General features: G+C 35.5%; 16 protein-coding genes. 7 read left to right on the top strand and 9 right to left on the bottom strand.

Going from position 1 to position 16,448, the window contains the following annotated elements; genetic code table 11:
• The first annotated feature begins 37 nt into the window (after window positions 1-37).
• The gene (locus LUA91_RS03200; protein WP_231424527.1) at window positions 38-787 is read left to right on the top strand and encodes a DUF5995 family protein; all 750 of its coding nucleotides are present in this window, start codon (window positions 38-40) and stop codon (window positions 785-787) included.
• Here the strand turns inward: LUA91_RS03200 and LUA91_RS03195 are convergent.
• Both LUA91_RS03195 and LUA91_RS03190 read right to left on the bottom strand, forming a co-directional pair.
• Window positions 784-1,875 (bottom strand): mannose-1-phosphate guanylyltransferase, encoded by a 1,092-nt coding sequence (locus LUA91_RS03195; RefSeq protein WP_231424525.1) that lies wholly within the window; start codon window positions 1,873-1,875, stop codon window positions 784-786. The two genes, LUA91_RS03200 and LUA91_RS03195, sit on opposite strands and share 4 nt — an antisense overlap.
• A 14-nt stretch (window positions 1,876-1,889) precedes the next feature.
• Entirely contained in the window at window positions 1,890-2,858 is a 969-nt protein-coding gene (locus LUA91_RS03190; RefSeq protein WP_231424523.1) for an SIS domain-containing protein, read from the bottom strand.
• A 91-nt stretch (window positions 2,859-2,949) separates the two neighbouring features.
• Here LUA91_RS03190 and recQ point away from each other — a divergent pair, with 91 nt between their 5' ends.
• The 3 genes from recQ (at window position 2,950) to LUA91_RS03175 (ending at window position 6,771) form a co-directional block, all read left to right on the top strand.
• Window positions 2,950-5,139, top strand: a complete 2,190-nt coding sequence (recQ, locus tag LUA91_RS03185; RefSeq protein WP_231424561.1) for a DNA helicase RecQ — start codon at window positions 2,950-2,952, stop codon at window positions 5,137-5,139.
• 100 nt (window positions 5,140-5,239) lie between these two features.
• The gene (gene kdsA, locus LUA91_RS03180; protein ID WP_231424520.1) at window positions 5,240-6,052 is read left to right on the top strand and encodes a 3-deoxy-8-phosphooctulonate synthase; all 813 of its coding nucleotides are present in this window, start codon (window positions 5,240-5,242) and stop codon (window positions 6,050-6,052) included.
• On the top strand, window positions 6,052-6,771 hold the full coding sequence (locus LUA91_RS03175; RefSeq protein ID WP_231424518.1) for a YqjF family protein: 720 nt from the start codon (window positions 6,052-6,054) through the stop codon (window positions 6,769-6,771). The genes kdsA and LUA91_RS03175 overlap by 1 nt, the downstream gene beginning before the upstream one ends.
• 240 nt (window positions 6,772-7,011) lie before the next feature.
• Here the strand turns inward: LUA91_RS03175 and LUA91_RS03170 are convergent, their stop codons facing one another.
• Window positions 7,012-8,898, bottom strand: coding sequence for an OmpA family protein (locus LUA91_RS03170; protein ID WP_231424516.1), 1,887 nt, complete (start codon window positions 8,896-8,898; stop codon window positions 7,012-7,014).
• Between the two features lie 39 nt (window positions 8,899-8,937).
• Window positions 8,938-9,561: a 7-carboxy-7-deazaguanine synthase QueE gene (locus LUA91_RS03165; RefSeq protein WP_231424514.1), complete on the bottom strand. Its 624-nt coding sequence runs from the start codon at window positions 9,559-9,561 to the stop codon at window positions 8,938-8,940.
• Window positions 9,562-9,667: 106 nt separating this feature from the next.
• Here LUA91_RS03165 and LUA91_RS03160 point away from each other — a divergent pair, with 106 nt between their 5' ends.
• Window positions 9,668-10,003: a Rieske 2Fe-2S domain-containing protein gene (locus LUA91_RS03160; protein ID WP_231424512.1), complete on the top strand. Its 336-nt coding sequence runs from the start codon at window positions 9,668-9,670 to the stop codon at window positions 10,001-10,003.
• Window positions 10,004-10,085: 82 nt separating this feature from the next.
• Here the strand turns inward: LUA91_RS03160 and LUA91_RS03155 are convergent, their stop codons facing one another.
• The 5 genes from LUA91_RS03155 to LUA91_RS03135 form a co-directional block, all read right to left on the bottom strand.
• A complete protein-coding gene (locus LUA91_RS03155; protein WP_231424510.1) occupies window positions 10,086-10,502 on the bottom strand; it encodes a PIN domain-containing protein in 417 nt (138 codons plus the stop codon).
• Between the two features lie 3 nt (window positions 10,503-10,505).
• The gene (locus LUA91_RS03150; protein ID WP_231424508.1) at window positions 10,506-10,766 is read right to left on the bottom strand and encodes a DUF6364 family protein; all 261 of its coding nucleotides are present in this window, start codon (window positions 10,764-10,766) and stop codon (window positions 10,506-10,508) included.
• A gap of 144 nt (window positions 10,767-10,910) precedes the next feature.
• A complete protein-coding gene (locus LUA91_RS03145; RefSeq protein ID WP_231424507.1) occupies window positions 10,911-11,792 on the bottom strand; it encodes a bifunctional 5,10-methylenetetrahydrofolate dehydrogenase/5,10-methenyltetrahydrofolate cyclohydrolase in 882 nt (293 codons plus the stop codon).
• Between the two features lie 83 nt (window positions 11,793-11,875).
• Entirely contained in the window at window positions 11,876-13,663 is a 1,788-nt protein-coding gene (lepA, locus tag LUA91_RS03140; RefSeq protein ID WP_231424506.1) for a translation elongation factor 4, read from the bottom strand.
• A 224-nt stretch (window positions 13,664-13,887) separates the two neighbouring features.
• Window positions 13,888-14,370, bottom strand: coding sequence for a thioesterase family protein (locus LUA91_RS03135; protein ID WP_231424505.1), 483 nt, complete (start codon window positions 14,368-14,370; stop codon window positions 13,888-13,890).
• 67 nt (window positions 14,371-14,437) lie between these two features.
• Here LUA91_RS03135 and LUA91_RS03130 point away from each other — a divergent pair, with 67 nt between their 5' ends.
• Together LUA91_RS03130 and LUA91_RS03125 are read left to right on the top strand one after the other, a co-directional pair.
• Window positions 14,438-14,872, top strand: coding sequence for an Hsp20/alpha crystallin family protein (locus LUA91_RS03130; RefSeq protein ID WP_231424503.1), 435 nt, complete (start codon window positions 14,438-14,440; stop codon window positions 14,870-14,872).
• Between the two features lie 251 nt (window positions 14,873-15,123).
• Window positions 15,124-16,440, top strand: a complete 1,317-nt coding sequence (locus LUA91_RS03125) for a nicotinamide mononucleotide adenylyltransferase (protein ID WP_231424501.1) — start codon at window positions 15,124-15,126, stop codon at window positions 16,438-16,440.
• Window positions 16,441-16,448: the final 8 nt, after the last annotated feature.

Below are 16,448 nucleotides of genomic sequence, written 5' to 3'. Positions count from 1 at the left end.
TATAATTACGTATTTTTATTTAGAAATCAAACCTTTTATGCTTCCTGCAAAAACCATTACCGAAGTAATTTCTCGTTTAGATGATATTATCAATCATAGTTTTGTTGCGAAATCTCGTGCAGGATATTTTGCATGTTTGTACCGAAAAATGACGGTAGCTGTGCAAAATGGAATAAACGATGGTTTATTTGCAGATGGCCCAAGAATGGAAAAGCTTGATGTGATTTTTGCCAATCGTTACATCAATGCTTATTGCTGCAACTCAAATAAAACGTCACTAACATCTTCATGGAAATCTGCATTTAATGCTACTTTGCAACCTTATACTGTAATTCAACATCTGCTAATGGGCATGAATGCGCACATTAATTTAGATTTAGGAATTGCTGCAGCTGAAACAGCCAAAGGTTCTAATATCCAGTTAATTAAAAAAGACTTTGATCTCATCAACAACATTATTGGTAGCCTAATTAATATCGTTCAAAAAGATTTGGAAGAAATTTGTGCGCCGATGAAATTGGTTAAATATGTTGATAACGAAAGCAAGGAATCTGTTATCAATTTCAGCATAACTGCAGCGAGAAATACAGCCTGGGCGAACGCTGTTGGACTATCTGCTGTACCACCAGAAATTTATGATCAATATATTAACTCCTTAGATGAAAAAATCAATGTGGTGGCCAGGAATATTATAAATCCTAACTTTTCTCAAAACTTAATTTTAAGAACAGTTAGGATTTTCGAACCAAATGATGTTGGTGAGATTATAAAATTTTTAAAAGATTAAATAAATTTATTTCCGAATCTAGATTTTACTTCGGCCACAAATTCCTTAACTTTTTGTTCTTCATTTCTTGGGCATATCATCAGCATATTATTGTTTTCTACAACAATATAATCATGTAAACCATGTAATATTACCAATTTATCTTTTGGAACATTAACCATACAATTTGATGAATCGAACATAATAACCTGCTCTGAAGGAATTACCGCGTTACCCACATAATCTTTGTCGGCCATTTCATAAATTGAAGCCCAGGTGCCCAAGTCAGACCAACCAAAATCAGCCGGTAAAACATACACATTATCTGCTTTTTCCATAATGCCAAAATCGATTGAGATATTGGTACACTGCAGATAAGCGTTATTAATGAAATTCTTTTCGCGTTCTGAATTCATTTCCGAACGACCTGAATTGAAAATTTCATACATATCAGGTAAATATTTTTCAAAGGATTTTAATATTGATCTTGCTGACCAAATAAAAATGCCGGCATTCCATAGAAAATCGCCGCTTTGAATAAATGATTTTGCTAATTCGAGATTAGGCTTTTCGGTGAAGGTTTTAACCTTATGTAGATCAGTATCAGTATTTAAAACATAATCCGTATGTTGAATATAACCATATCCGGTATCTGGTCTGTTGGGCTTTATGCCTAAAGTAATTAAGCAGTCATTCTTCGAAGCAGCATCCAGCGATTGTGAAATAGAATCAATAAAACCATCAACATTAGCAATGGTATGATCGGATGGTGCTACAACAATTGTAGCATCAGGATTGAGTTCGAAAATTTTAAAGCTACCATAGGCCACACATGGGGCAGTATTTCTCAACAACGGCTCGGCTAATACTTGGTTATCAGAAATATCAGGCAGTTGCTCTTTTACGAGATCAGCATATATTTCATTGGTAACAATGAATATATTTTCTGGTAAACATATTTTTAAGAATCTTTCGTAAGTGCTTTGAATTAGCGTTTTACCAACCCCAAAAAAGTCGATAAATTGTTTGGGATATTCAGTTCTGCTAACAGGCCAGAAGCGACTTCCGACTCCGCCAGCCATTATTAGGGCGTAATAATCTTTATTCATTATATGATTTAAATCTACACAATTCCCTCGTTTAAAAGATCGTGTAAGTGGATAATTCCAAAGTAAGTGTTTTGTTTCAGCACTAACAACTGTGTAATGTTATTTTCCTTAATTATGTGTAGTGCTTCAACTGCAAGAGCGTCGTATTCGATGCTTTTTGGATTTCTGCCCATAATATCCTGTGCTTCTAATCCCGCAATCGAATCATTATTTTCTAGCATCCGCCTAATGTCTCCATCCGTAATCACACCCACTACATTATTTGCCTCATTTACAACAGCTACTGCACCCAAACGGTTTTTGCTAATTTCGATTAAAACATCCTTAACAGGCGCTGATGGATTTATAGAAGGTTTTTCATTGGAAAGAGCCAAGTCTTTCGCCTTCAAATAAAGTTTTTTTCCTAAAGATCCGCCGGGGTGATATTTCGCGAAATCAGATTCGTTAAATTCTCTACATTCTAACAAGCAAATGGCCAAAGCATCGCCTAAAGCAAGTTGAGCAGTGGTGCTGGTAGTCGGCGCCAAATTGTGTGGGCAAGCTTCTTTTTCAAATGAGGTATTTAAAACCAGATCAGCTTGTTCTGCTAAAAATGATTCGAGTTCTCCAACCATACCCACCAGTTTATTTCCGGCCGATTTTAATAATGGAACCAATACTTTAATTTCGGGTGTATTGCCACTTTTGGATAAACAAATGATAACATCATTTCGCTGAATCATCCCTAAATCACCATGAATGGCATCAGCGGCATGCATAAAAATGGCTGGGGTGCCGGTTGAGTTAAAAGTAGCCACTATTTTTTGAGCAATAATAGCGCTTTTACCAATTCCCGTAACAATTACTCTTCCATCACAGTTTAAAATGGTTGATACCACTTTCTCAAAATCATCGTTAATGTTTTTCGCAACATTTAATATCGCAGATGCTTCAAGCTGTAAAGTGCTTATGGCTGATTGGATTATATATTTTTTACTTTTCAAAGAGAAAATAATTGTTAGTGAATACTTGAAATTCTTGTAAAATTATGTTATTTTGGATAGAAAAATAGCATCGCATATTTTATTACACAAAATGGACGTGAAAAAGTCGTTATTTGATAACCTGCAAAATTTCTTTGGGTTTGATAATTTCAAAGGTGATCAGGAGTCGATCATAACAAATATTTTAGAAGGCAATAACACATTCGTTATTATGCCAACCGGCGGTGGGAAGTCTATTTGCTATCAACTGCCAGCTTTAATGAGTGAAGGAACAGCAATTGTGATTTCTCCATTAATTGCCTTAATGAAAAACCAGGTGGATCAGCTTAGAGCATTTGGTGGAAATGATAGCATTGCCCATTTTCTAAATTCATCGCTAAACAAATCAGAAATTACGCAAGTAAAATCAGACCTTTTAAGCGGCCAAACAAAGTTATTATATGTTGCGCCCGAATCGCTGGCAAAGCAAGACAATATTGAGTTTCTGAATTTAATAAAAATATCGTTTGTAGCTGTTGATGAAGCACATTGTATATCAGAATGGGGACACGATTTCAGGCCTGAATACCGTAAAATTAAACAAGTTATTGCTGGCTTAGGAAACAATATTCCGATTATCGCTTTAACGGCCACTGCAACCCCAAAAGTTCAGCAGGATATTATGAAGAACCTTGGCATGACTGAGGCTACTTTATTTAAATCATCATTTAACAGACCAAATCTGTTTTATGAAATCCGCCCAAAAAGAGATATCACCAAAGAAATTATAAAATACATTAAATCTAATCCTGGTAAATCAGGAATTATTTATTGCCTTAGTCGTAAAAAGGTAGAGGAAGTTGCAGAAGCCTTAAACTTAAACGGCATCAGCGCTTTACCTTACCATGCTGGTTTAGAGCCAAAAATTAGGGCCGAAACCCAGGATAGATTTTTGATGGAAGATGCAGAAGTAATTGTAGCCACAATCGCTTTTGGTATGGGAATCGATAAGCCAGATGTTCGTTTCGTTATCCACCACGATGTACCTAAAAGTATGGAAGGTTATTATCAGGAAACAGGAAGAGCCGGACGCGATGGCGGTGAAGGTGTTTGTATTGCTTTTTACGCTCAAAAGGATGTAGATAAGCTGGCGAAATTTATGAAAGACAAACCGGTTTCAGAACGCGAAATTGGTACACAGATATTAAAAGAAGTAATTGATTATGCAGAATCGGGTGTTTGCCGCCGTAAGCAGATTCTCCATTATTTCGGCGAAAACTTTAATGAAACAGGTTGCAATTGCATGTGCGATAATTGCAAAAAACCTAAGAAGCAATTTGATGCCGAAGAGCAGTTATCAACCCTATTAAAATTTATTGATAAAACTGGAGAAAAGTTTGATGATGCACATTTATTAAACGTATTTCTTGGTTTAGAAACCGCTCAAACTATCGCTTATGAGCATAGTAAAGTTCCAGAGTTTGGAATTGGCAAACAGGATGGTATGCTGCTTTGGAAATCGGTTATTCGCCAGGCAGTTTTAAATAATTATCTTTTTAAGGATATTGACAATTATGGTTTATTAAAATTAACTAAGCAGGGAAAAGATTTTATTATTAATCCTTATAGCTTAAAATTTATTTTAAATGAGCCAATTGAAACTGGTGCTGAAGATGATGAGGATGATGTAAAGCATGGAACAGGTGCTTTAGATACTCATCTTTTGCAATTGCTTAAAGATTTGCGTAAAAAGATTGCCAAGCAAAAAAGTGTGCCGCCATTTGTGGTTTTCCAAGACCCATCATTGGAAGAAATGTGTACTCATTACCCGATTACTTCTGACGAGTTGAAGCAGATCCATGGCGTAGGCTCGGGTAAGGCGATGAAATTTGGTACACCATTTATCGAGCTGATTAAAAAATATGTGGAAGATAACGACATTGAGCGCCCAATTGATTTGATTATAAAAACTCAAGCCAATAAATCGCAAATGAAAGTTTCCATCATCCAAAATATCGACAGGCAAATTGGTTTAGAAGATATTGCAGATTCAAAAGGCATTACCTATGAGGAAATTTTGAAAGAAGTTGAATCGATTGTTAATTCTGGAACGAAATTAAATTTAAACTATTTCATTGATGAGGTAATTGATGATGATAGGCAAGATGAAGTTTTTGATTATTTCAGAGCTGCAGAAAGTGATTCTATCGATGAAGCACTTAACGAACTAGGCGAAACAGATTACACACGCGAAGAAATTCAATTAATGCGAATTAAATTCATGTCAGAACTAGGAAACTAGCGTTGATGTAAGATGGTAAATGTGAGATGGATAATGGGGTTTAAAAACTTAAATTATTCCTTTCCATTTGCCATCATACATTTTACATAATCCATTATACATGCTTAACTATTTAGATAAAATAAAAAATACTGAATCAGGTAACTTCTTTTTAATGGCTGGTCCGTGTGCAATCGAGGGCGAGGATATTGCCATGCGAATTGCCGAAAAGATTATTGCAATTACTGATAAACTTCAGATTCCTTACATTTTTAAAGGTTCATATCGTAAAGCAAATAGAAGTAAGGGCAGTTCTTTTACCGGTATTGGCGATGAAAAGGCATTGCGTATTTTGGAACGTATTGGTCGTGAGTTTGGCGTTCCAACCGTTACTGATATTCATGAAAGTGGAGAGGCCGCTATGGCTGCTGCTTATGTTGATGTATTACAAATTCCAGCTTTTCTTTGCCGCCAAACTGATTTATTAATCGCTGCTGCTGAAACAGGCAAGGTTGTTAACGTAAAGAAAGGACAGTTTCTTTCTGCTGGTTCGATGAAATTTGCAGTTGAAAAGGTAAGAGAGGCAGGCAATAATAAAGTGATTTTAACCGATAGGGGAAATACTTTCGGATATCAAGATTTAATTGTGGATTATCGTGGTTTACCTGAAATGCAAAGTTTTGGAGTTCCCGTGGTGATGGATTGTACCCATTCTCTACAACAGCCAAATCAAGCCAGTGGGGTAACTGGTGGTAAGCCCGAGTTAATTTTGACCATAGCGAAAGCAGCAATTGCCGTTGGTGCAGATGGTTTGTTTATCGAAACCCATCCAGACCCAGCAAATGCAAAATCTGATGGAGCCAATATGTTGCATTTAGACTTATTAGAAGAAACATTGACAATGTTAATCCGTATCAGACAAGCAATTTTGTAATGTCGGCAACTCCAAAAGTATTTCTCACAGCAGAATGGCGGAAACTTGCTTTAGCTCAATATGAGGTAAGTGCAGAAATTCTTAATAAATATTTGCCACCTCATACCGAATTGGATGATTGGCAAGGTAAATATTATGTAAGCCTGGTTGGTTTTATGTTTGTTGATGTAAAACTGCTAGGATTTAATATTCCTTTACATACCAATTTTGAAGAAGTTAATCTACGATTTTACGTTAAATACGAAGATGGCGATGAATGGAAGCGGGGAGTAGTATTCATAAAGGAAATTGTTCCTTTGCCCGCCATAACTTTTGTAGCAAATACCATCTACAAAGAAAATTATCAAACATTACCAATGAAACATAATTGGGTAGAGCAGGAGGATCAACTTGAAGTAGAATATCTTTGGAAAAACAAAACCTGGAATACGTTTTCAGTTACTGCTTCATCAAAAGCTGAAGAAATTGCTATCGATAGTGAAGAAGAATTTATAACCGAACATTATTGGGGTTATACTAAAATCGGTGTGAACAGAACTTCAGAATATGGTGTAGAACATCCACGTTGGGAAGTTTATCCAATAAAAGACTACAAGATCGAAGTTGATTTTGGAGTGAATTATGGCAATGATTTCGCATTCTTAAATCATGCTAAACCAGATTCGTTAATGCTTGCCGAAGGTTCTGAAATTAGGGTGATGAAAGGAAAGAAGTTCTAGGGATTTGCTTCACACAGTTAATTTGAGTGATGCGTTTAAAGCGGTCGTCATTGCGAGGTACAAAGCAATCTCATAAATCAAATCCATTTCTAATAAGATTGCTTAGATCGAACAAAATTGATTTTGCAGCACGGTAAGACATTCACGATGTACTAAAAATCTACAAATACTCATTCAACGAAGTTCTGCATCACTTAGAAATTCTTCACAGTGTTCAGAATATAACTTTTTTAACGTATATTAAATCTTTGTAATCACAAATGATGTTCTTCGGTTGTTTTTCCTTCCTATTTCAGTTTTATTATCTGCAATTGGTTTGCTGGCACCAAAGCCTTTAAATGTTAGTCTTTTTGCATCAATATTATTTTTCATTAAGTATTCATAAACAGCGTTTGCTCTGTTAAATGAAAGTTTCTCATTCAATTTGGCATCACCAACATTATCAGTATGACCTTGAATTTCGATATTTACACTTTCATTTTGATTTAAAAAATCAATTAACAAATCCAATTCTCTGATTGATGCAGTTAATAAATTAAACTTATTGGTATCAAAGAATATATTTTTTAAAGTCACATTTCCACCTTGCTTTATTTTTTCAATATAGACTTCAATCTGATAAGGTTTATTAATATCTCCCGCTTTTAGTTCAAAGTTTTCTGAATAAAATAAATAACCTTCGGCATTAACATTGAAAAGATAGTTGCTTCCGATTGGCATTACCGCTAAAAATTGCCCAGTTTCAGCATCGGTATAATCATCAAATACGGTTTTATTTGATTTTAAGTCAATTACCTGAACATTACTTTCAATAGTTTTCTTGGTATCTTTATCCCGAACAATTCCTTTTACATAAGAAACTTTTAAAGGTTTAGCCGCTTCAGGGATGCCGAAGCTGTAAATATCCTGTCCGCCAAATCCATCTTTTAGATTCGAAGAAAACATACCAAAATTTCCATCGGCGCTAACGATTAAGCCACTTTCATCATCAAATGAATTAATGGGGTAGCCTAAATTAATGGGTTTTTGAAACTTCCCAGCATCATCCATTCTGCTATAATAAATATCCTTACTGCCAAAGCCAGGCAAACCATCAGAAGAAAAGTATAAAGTTTTTCCATCTGCATGAAGAAAAGGCGTGTTTTCATCATAAGCTGTATTGATTTCTGGCCCAAGATTTACAGCTGGTCCCCACTTGGCATCATCGGTAATGGTGCTTTTCCAAATATCGTATCCACCAGAACCGCCAGGACGGTTGCTAATAAAATACAAAGTTTTACCATCGGGACTAATAGCAGGTTGCGATTCCCAATATTCAGAATTTACAGGCTTGCCAACATTGTAAGGCTCGCCCCAATCTTTACCTTCACGATGTGAAACGTAAATATCACAACGGCCTAAACCGTCTGGCCGATTGCACCCCGTAAAAAACAGATATTTTCCATCGGGAGAAATGGTTTGAGCACCCTCATTATATCTTGTTGTATTAATTTTAGCTGACAATGGCGTAGCTAATCCCCAAGAATTATTCTTGAATTGAGAACTCCAGAAATCTTCATTTCCGTTTACCTGCCGTGTAAAAATCAAGGTTTCGCCATCGGCAGTTAGCGCTGGGAAATATTCAGAATCAGTAGTATTTACACCATTTCCTAAGTTGGTTGGTGCGTATTTTACAGGCTTCATTATTGCAAGAGCAGCAAAATCGCAATCAGTTAAATATTTCTTTGCTCTTTTTGCCCGGTCTGAAGAATTATCTAATACCAGAAATTCTTTGAAATGCTGCTTGGCCTTATCATATTCCTGCGTTGCAAATTCCATTTCCGCCAGGCCAAATACAACTTCTGGCAAAACATTTTTATTAATGAGAATGACCTTTTGATAGGCCGCTTTTGAATCGATATATTTCCTTTGCGTTTTGTACACATTAGCTAGTAAAATATATGCATTTTGAAATAATGGATCAGCCTCGACAGCATTTTTTAAAACCTGTTCTGCAGCTGGATAATCCAATTGATCAATATACGGACCAGCTCTTTCAAAAAAAGTTTGCGCCTTCCTATTTGATGAACTTTGAGCGTAACAAAAAGCACTTGATATGCAAAGGAATAAAAGAAACCAGTATCTCATTACATTAACATTTGGTTGTCAAAGCTAATGTAAAGTTAATTAAGGAATATTTAAAAATTTATGCGTTTGCAGGGATATTTCCCATTTCGGATTCGCCATAACATATTCTATAATCAAGGGCGTAACTTCTTTTGATTTAGACCACTCAGGTTGAAGATATAGTTTACAAGTTGGAGAAACCATCGCCGCGTATTCTTCTGCCCATTTAAAATCGCTTTTATTAAAAACAATAACTTTCAGTTCGTGTGCAGAAGGCGTAATATCCGGACGAGGTGATTTAAACTTTTTGGGTGATAAACAAATCCAATCCCAATTTCCCGATAATGGATAAGCGCCTGAAGTTTCGATAAAAGTTAAAATTCCTCTATCTTTTAATTTACTGGTGAGGTAGTCGAGGTTATAAATGAGTGGTTCGCCACCTGTAATTACAACAGCTTTCCCAGGATATTGAGCAGCATTTTCTACAATAACATCTGCAGGTGTTAGCGGATGCATTTCAGCATCCCAGCTTTCTTTAACATCGCACCAATGGCAACCTACATCGCAACCGCCCAGGCGGATGAAATAAGCTGCTTTTCCAGTATTAAATCCTTCGCCTTGTATTGTATAGAACTCTTCCATTAAAGGAAGTAATGTGCCGTCTTCTGGTATGTCTTGTTTCATTTTTGAGGATGCAAATATCCTAAAAAAATATGGTGTAGTGGTTCCACATTCAAAAATTAATTCAAAGATGAAATAACACTGATATTTAAATACTTATTTTAGCCTAATGAAGTGGTTTAAAGCGCTAAATATTACTCAAATTCCTGATGCTGATTCGATTAAAACTGTTGAATTGAATGGAAAACAACTTTGCATTATCAACAGTGATGATAAAATTAAGGTTACGCAGTCTTATTGTCCGCATGCGGGAGGCCATTTTTCTGGAGGCTGGTGTAAAAACGGGCATCTGATTTGTCCGATACATCGTTATTCGTACGATTTAGAAACCGGAAGAGGAGCAGAAGGACAAGGCGATTATATTGATATTTATCCTATTGAGTTACGAGAAGATGGTTTGTATGTTGGTTTTGAAGAGAGCTGGTGGAGTAGGCTTTGGGGTTGATAGATAAAAGAGTAAGGAGTAAAGATTAAAGATAAGACGAGAATGGTGATTATCCTTCATCTTTGTTCTTTTATCATTATTCCTACTGTAAATGTCTTTTGAAAAAGTCCTGGCAATTCAATACCTCAGTATCAGCGAAATAAAAATCTTCGATATCTTCTGTGATGATACACTTGCAACCAGCAGATACGGCAGCATAATATTCTAAACCATCTTCAAAATCGTGAATGGATTTGTTTGATAATGTATCAAAAACCCCTTTTGATGAATTTGGCGCAATTTTAATGTGCTGGCAAAGCAAATCTATTTTTTGTTTAGCCAACTGAGATTTATGTTTCTTTTCTGCAAAGTAAAAAGCAATAGCCAAACGAAGTGGAGAAGTGTAAACTTCAAATTTTGGATGTGATGCTAAACTTAAAATCCTCGAAGAATAAGTAAATAATGGATATTCCTTGTTCAATACTGAAACAAGAATATTGGCATCTAAAAATATTTTCATTAATTACTTTTTAGAAGAAAAGAATTCATCTTTTAATGCCTTGCGACTTGGCTTGACGGTTTTTTTATATTCTACTTCTCCCTCTGCAACCATACTTACCCAATCAGAAATTGGATAATCTTCTAGCGATTTGTAATCATTTGCAGTAACTTGGGTTAATAAATGTTCAATTAACCTAGATAAGCTAATGTTGTTGTCAGCAGCATATTTTTTTGCTTTAGTAACTACATCCTGATTAAAACTTAGTGTTAATTTGGTATCCATGGCATTATAACTTATATCCAAATGTAATAATTTACGTATAAATAAAAAATATCATACGTAAAAAAAGCAACCCGAATTTTGAATTGCTTTTAGATATTTATAATATTAGTCTTCGCTTTAGTCTTTCAGCTTTTACCTTTTAGCTTAAGAATAAATTTCTTTTCTAGCTGATGCTAAAGTATTCTTCAATAAACCTACAATGGTCATCAAACCAACACCGCCCGGAACAGGAGTGATGTAAGAGGATTTTGGAGCAACATTATCAAAATCTACATCGCCATAAAGTTTAAAGCCAGATTTCGTTTCTGCAGATGTTTCACGGTTAATACCCACATCAATTATAATAGCGCCAGGTTTAACCATATCAGAGGTTACAAAATTCTTTTTACCAATTGCGGCAATAATAATATCAGCCTGAAGAACCTGTTCTTTTAAATCTTTTGTACGGGAGTGTGTAAGCGTAACGGTACAGTTACCTGGGTTCGCGTTGCGAGCCATTAAAATACTCATTGGGCTACCTACAATATTACTTCTGCCCACCACAACGCAATGCATTCCGGTAGTATCAATATTGTATTCTTGCAACATCAATAAAATACCATAAGGTGTAGCCGGAATAAAACATGGTAAATTGCGCATCATTCGACCCAAATTTACAGGGTGAAAACCATCAACATCTTTGCGATAGTCAATCTTTTCAGTAACCTTTTCAGGGTCTATATGCTTTGGTAAAGGCAACTGAACAATTAATCCGTCTACATCAGCATCTTGATTAATTTCCTCTATTTTTGCCAATAATTCAGCTTCAGTAACTGTGTTATCATATCTGTGGAGCGAAGATTTAAAACCTACCTTTTCACAGTTTTTCATTTTACTGGCAACATAGGTTTCACTACCTCCATCATTACCAACCAAAATAGCAACCAAATGTGGTTTTCTACCAGTTTTATTTAAAAATTCAGCAGCTTCTTCAGCAATTTGAACTTTAACTTTTTCTGATACGTATTTACCGTCTAATAATTTCATTCTTCAAGTATCGAGTGTCAAGTATCGAGTATCCAGATTTGCAAATTGTCTTGCTGCTTGATACTTAAATCTTGCTACTATTTTTAATCCAATTTCAATACGGCCATAAACGCACTTTGTGGAATCTCTACGTTTCCAACCTGGCGCATGCGTTTTTTACCTTTTTTCTGTTTCTCTAATAATTTACGTTTACGAGAAATATCGCCTCCATAACATTTAGCTGTAACATCTTTACGTAGAGCACTGAGCGTTTCGCGGGCAATAACTTTAGCACCAATAGAAGCTTGTATCTTAATCTCAAATTGCTGACGAGGGATTAACTCTCTCAATTTTTCGCAAATTTTCTTTCCGAAATCGTAAGCATTACTGCGGTGAATTAATGAAGATAAAGCATCAACTGGTTCATCATTAATTAACATATCTAAACGAACTAAATCCGATTTGCGATAGCCAATCTGATGGTAATCGAAAGAAGCATAGCCCTTTGAAATCGTTTTCAATTTATCATAAAAATCGAATACAATTTCGCCCATCGGCATTTCGAAAACCAATTCAACTCTATCGGATGTTAGGTATGATTGATTTACAATTGTTCCTCTCTTCTGAATACAAAGTGACATTACCGGACCAACAAAATCGGCCTTAGTAATAATATTAGCTTTTATAAATGGCTCTTCTACTGAATCTAGTTTGCTTGGATCAGGTAAATCAGATGGATTATTTACGAAAATTTCATCGCCTCTAGTAGTGTGCGCAATGTATGATACGTTTGGAACAGTAGTAATTACCGTCATATCGAATTCACGCTCTAAACGCTCCTGGATAATCTCCATGTGCAACATTCCTAAAAATCCGCAACGGAAACCAAAACCTAACGCTGCAGAACTTTCTGGCTCGAAAACGATAGATGCATCATTCAGCTGTAATTTGTGCATCGCTTCGCGAAGTTCTTCAAACTCATCGGTATCAACAGGATAAATACCAGCGAAAACCATTGGTTTTACCTCTTCAAAACCTTGAATAGAATCCAGTGATGGCCTTGCAGTAGTTGTTATCGTATCACCAACTTTTACTTCTCTAGCTTCCTTAATACCAGAGATAATGTAACCTACATCTCCAGTTTTTACCACATTACGTGGAGCCATATCAAGCTTCAAAATACCCACTTCATCAGCCAAGTATTCTTTGCCAGTATTGATAAATTTTACTTTATCACCTTTTTTAATTTCGCCGTTAACTACCTTGTAATAAGCTATAATCCCTCTAAATGAATTAAAAACTGAGTCGAAAATTAAGGCTTGTAAAGGTGCTTCAGGATCACCGACCGGAGCGGGAACGCGGTCTACTATCGCCTGAATAATATCAGGAATTCCCATTCCGGTTTTACCTGATGCCGGAATAATATCCTCACGTTTACAGCCAATTAAATCAATAATCTGGTCTTTCACTTCCTCAGGCATTGCCCCAGGCAAATCCATTTTATTTAAAATCGGGATAATTTCAAGGTCGTGTTCAAGGGCTAAATATAAGTTCGAAATGGTTTGTGCCTGAATGCCCTGCGAAGCATCCACAATCAGTAATGCACCTTCACAGGCTGCAATCGAACGGGAAACTTCATAAGAAAAATCTACGTGTCCTGGTGTATCAATTAAGTTAAAATTGTACTCAATATCTCCAACTTTGTAGTTCATTTGTATAGCATGACTTTTAATCGTTATGCCTCTCTCACGCTCCAAATCCATGTTGTCAAGCAATTGCGCCTGCGCTTCACGCTGCGAAATCGTCGCTGTATATTCTAATAACCTATCTGCCAAAGTACTCTTACCATGGTCGATATGTGCAATAATGCAAAAATTACGTATATGCTTCATCTTTGCGCAAAGATATAGTTTTTAATGGAAATTTTGATGTGGAAAATAGGGTGCCAAACTGTAGTAATTTTCCCAGATTTGAGAAAACAAATTAAGCGGTCACCACGGAGAGTAGACTCGTTCGTATTCTGATATTTTATGAATATTATCTGTGAATTTCAGTGAATAATCTTCTTCCAATAATTAGGCTAGTGTTTAGCAAAAACAGTTTTAGCATAAACTTATTACAACTGTTCAAAACCTAACATCTTTTGCTTTTCAGCCTCTGGAATATTGGTTGGCCTTTTAGTAGTATAGTCAACTGCTATACAAACTGTTTTCCCTTTGCTGCAAATTACTTCCTCAGCCCCTTTAATTTTTACAATTTGATATTCCAGATCAAAACTTGTGTTTCCAATTCTGGAAGTTTTAACATGGATCGCTATTTTATCATTCATTACAATTGGCAATATGTAATCTATCTCAGCATGAGCGATAACAATTCCGGTTTTTTTCCAATCCCATTTTACAATTTCTTCCCAATATTTTGTTCTGGCAATTTCTAAATAGGTAAAATAAACAGAATTATTTACATGACCCATCATATCAAAATCTACAAACCTTAAATGAATATTCGTTTTATAGTTGAATTTGTCTGAAAAATCTCGAAAATCTGTCAATTTGTCTTTTGGTTTTGATAAATTTTGCCAAAATGTCTTAAAAGTCATAAATTTTTGGTTTGGTATATAAGTTGAATAACGGTTAATATCAATTTAAAAAATAAAAATTAGAGATATGACACTTGTAAATTTTAACAACAGAACACGTAACACAGCTCCATACTTCAACAATGTTTTTGATTCATTGTTTAGTGATGCAGTAACTAAAAACAAAATGGTTGATAAATCACCCAACGTAAATATTTATGAAAATGAAACTTCATATATTATTGAATTGGCTGCGCCTGGTTTAAAGAAAGAAGATTTTCAAATCAACTTAAAAAAAGATACACTTTCTGTTTGGGCAGAGGTTAAAAATGATGAAACGCAGGTTGCTAAAGATTTTACCCGTAAAGAATTTGATTACAGCTCATTTGCAAGATCATTTAATTTACCTGATTCAGCTGATGGCGATCAAATCACTGCAGAATATAAAGATGGTATTTTGAATATCAAGATTAGCAAAAAAGAAGATGCTAAATTACAACACAAAGAAATTGTAGTATCGTAATTAAAAATATTCTCGAAAGAGGGTTTTTCATAATAGTTTAGTTTAGGTTATGAATCTTGCATCAGCAGGGATTGTGTGAGCGAAATGTTGGTAGCTGTTGCAGGTTTCATAATAGTTTAGGTTTTATAAGGTTAGCATTGGATAATGCTAACCTTATTTTTTTTCCGGATGTTAATTGGTCAAGCTTCTATGCTTTAAACAATGAGCCAAATTACGATTGGACTAATGAACGATTTTCGTACTTTTGCGCCATGGAAAGAGAAATTCTGGATACTAAACGTAAAGCACTTAAAATAAATCTTGACCCAAGAATCTATGGCACTTTTGCCGAGATTGGAGCTGGTCAAGAAGTTTCAAGAAACTTTTTTAATGCTGGCGCAGCATCTGGAACAGTAGCAAAAACCATGTCGGCTTACGATATGACATTTAGCGATGCTATTTATGGTGCTGAAGCAAATGGTCGTTATGTAAGTCAGAATCGGCTTTTGCAAATGCTTGATCATGAATTTGGATTACTGAATGAGCGATTATCAGGAGAAAAGTATGAAAGCAGAACTTTTTTTGCATTCGCTGATACCGTTACTACCCTAAACTACAAACGCACTAACGAACCCCATGGTTGGGTTGGACTTCGTTTTCAAAATGAACCAGGAAGTGCTCCAAATGAAATATTTTTCCATGTTCGCTTGCTGGATACGGATGTGAACATGCAACAACGGGTATTGGGGATTATCGGTGTAAATCTGGTTTACGCTGCTTTTTATCTATATGGAGATCCAAAATTAATGGTCGAATCTTTAGCCGATAATTTGACTATTGGCTCAGTGGAGATCGATTTAATATCCGTTAAAGGCCCAGCCTTCCCCGATGTTGATAATATCTTGCTTAATCTGTATATGATTATGAAAGATTTTTCTGCAGCAGCTATTTTTGATGCAGATACCCATCCTCGCCAAGCTAAAGATTTATTGTATAAAAAGGATATCATGATTTTGAGGACTAAATATGGTCAGAAATCATTACCCAACTTTAATCTGTTTAATAAAGCTACCGAGCAGTTTAGAAGAACTAATAAAGTTGAAGAGGGAAATCTTGCCGTTATGATCGAGGTTTTATTAACTAATGTATTAACAGATGATCAGGAAACTCCAGATGATATCGATTTGGAAGCAGTTGCAAAGCGTACGCAGGAAATGTGCGATACGGGAAATATTGTAATCGTGTCGAATTTTACTCGTCATAATCGCCTTGCGAAATACCTGGCCCGTTGCAAGCCAAAAAGTGTGGGTTTAGCAACTAACATTAATAACTTGAAATTTGTATTTAATTCTACAAACTTTAAAGGCGAAAATTATTCTGGACAGCTATTAAGCTATGTAAACGACATGTTTAATACTAACGTGCGGTTGTTTGCCTATCCATTTTTGGATAAAAAGACTAATGAGGTGATTACAACTTCAAATATGCCTGTTACACCAGAGGCTAAACCACTTTTCGATTTCCTTTTGGTAAATGGATATATTACTGATATTGAAGATTATAGCGAGGATGAGGTGAAGACGGTTTAATGTATATG

This window comes from Pedobacter sp. Leaf250 (assembly GCF_920984735.1).
GTDB lineage: Bacteria > Bacteroidota > Bacteroidia > Sphingobacteriales > Sphingobacteriaceae > Pedobacter.
This window is presented reverse-complemented; position numbering and strand designations above follow the sequence as displayed.

Bases quoted from the DNA above. Each gene is read 5' to 3' on its own strand.
- LUA91_RS03160 (WP_231424512.1), top strand. From the start codon at position 9,668: ATGAAGTGGTTTAAAGCGCTAAATATTACTCAAATTCCTGATGCTGAT.
- LUA91_RS03145 (WP_231424507.1), bottom strand. From the start codon at position 11,792: ATGAAATTATTAGACGGTAAATACGTATCAGAAAAAGTTAAAGTTCAA.
- kdsA (WP_231424520.1), top strand. From the start codon at position 5,240: ATGCTTAACTATTTAGATAAAATAAAAAATACTGAATCAGGTAACTTC.
- LUA91_RS03165 (WP_231424514.1), bottom strand. From the start codon at position 9,561: ATGAAACAAGACATACCAGAAGACGGCACATTACTTCCTTTAATGGAA.
- LUA91_RS03200 (WP_231424527.1), top strand. From the start codon at position 38: ATGCTTCCTGCAAAAACCATTACCGAAGTAATTTCTCGTTTAGATGAT.
- LUA91_RS03170 (WP_231424516.1), bottom strand. From the start codon at position 8,898: ATGAGATACTGGTTTCTTTTATTCCTTTGCATATCAAGTGCTTTTTGT.
- LUA91_RS03195 (WP_231424525.1), bottom strand. From the start codon at position 1,875: ATGAATAAAGATTATTACGCCCTAATAATGGCTGGCGGAGTCGGAAGT.
- LUA91_RS03130 (WP_231424503.1), top strand. From the start codon at position 14,438: ATGACACTTGTAAATTTTAACAACAGAACACGTAACACAGCTCCATAC.
- recQ (WP_231424561.1), top strand. From the start codon at position 2,950: ATGGACGTGAAAAAGTCGTTATTTGATAACCTGCAAAATTTCTTTGGG.
- LUA91_RS03150 (WP_231424508.1), bottom strand. From the start codon at position 10,766: ATGGATACCAAATTAACACTAAGTTTTAATCAGGATGTAGTTACTAAA.
- LUA91_RS03175 (WP_231424518.1), top strand. From the start codon at position 6,052: ATGTCGGCAACTCCAAAAGTATTTCTCACAGCAGAATGGCGGAAACTT.
- LUA91_RS03135 (WP_231424505.1), bottom strand. From the start codon at position 14,370: ATGACTTTTAAGACATTTTGGCAAAATTTATCAAAACCAAAAGACAAA.
- lepA (WP_231424506.1), bottom strand. From the start codon at position 13,663: ATGAAGCATATACGTAATTTTTGCATTATTGCACATATCGACCATGGT.
- LUA91_RS03125 (WP_231424501.1), top strand. From the start codon at position 15,124: ATGGAAAGAGAAATTCTGGATACTAAACGTAAAGCACTTAAAATAAAT.
- LUA91_RS03155 (WP_231424510.1), bottom strand. From the start codon at position 10,502: ATGAAAATATTTTTAGATGCCAATATTCTTGTTTCAGTATTGAACAAG.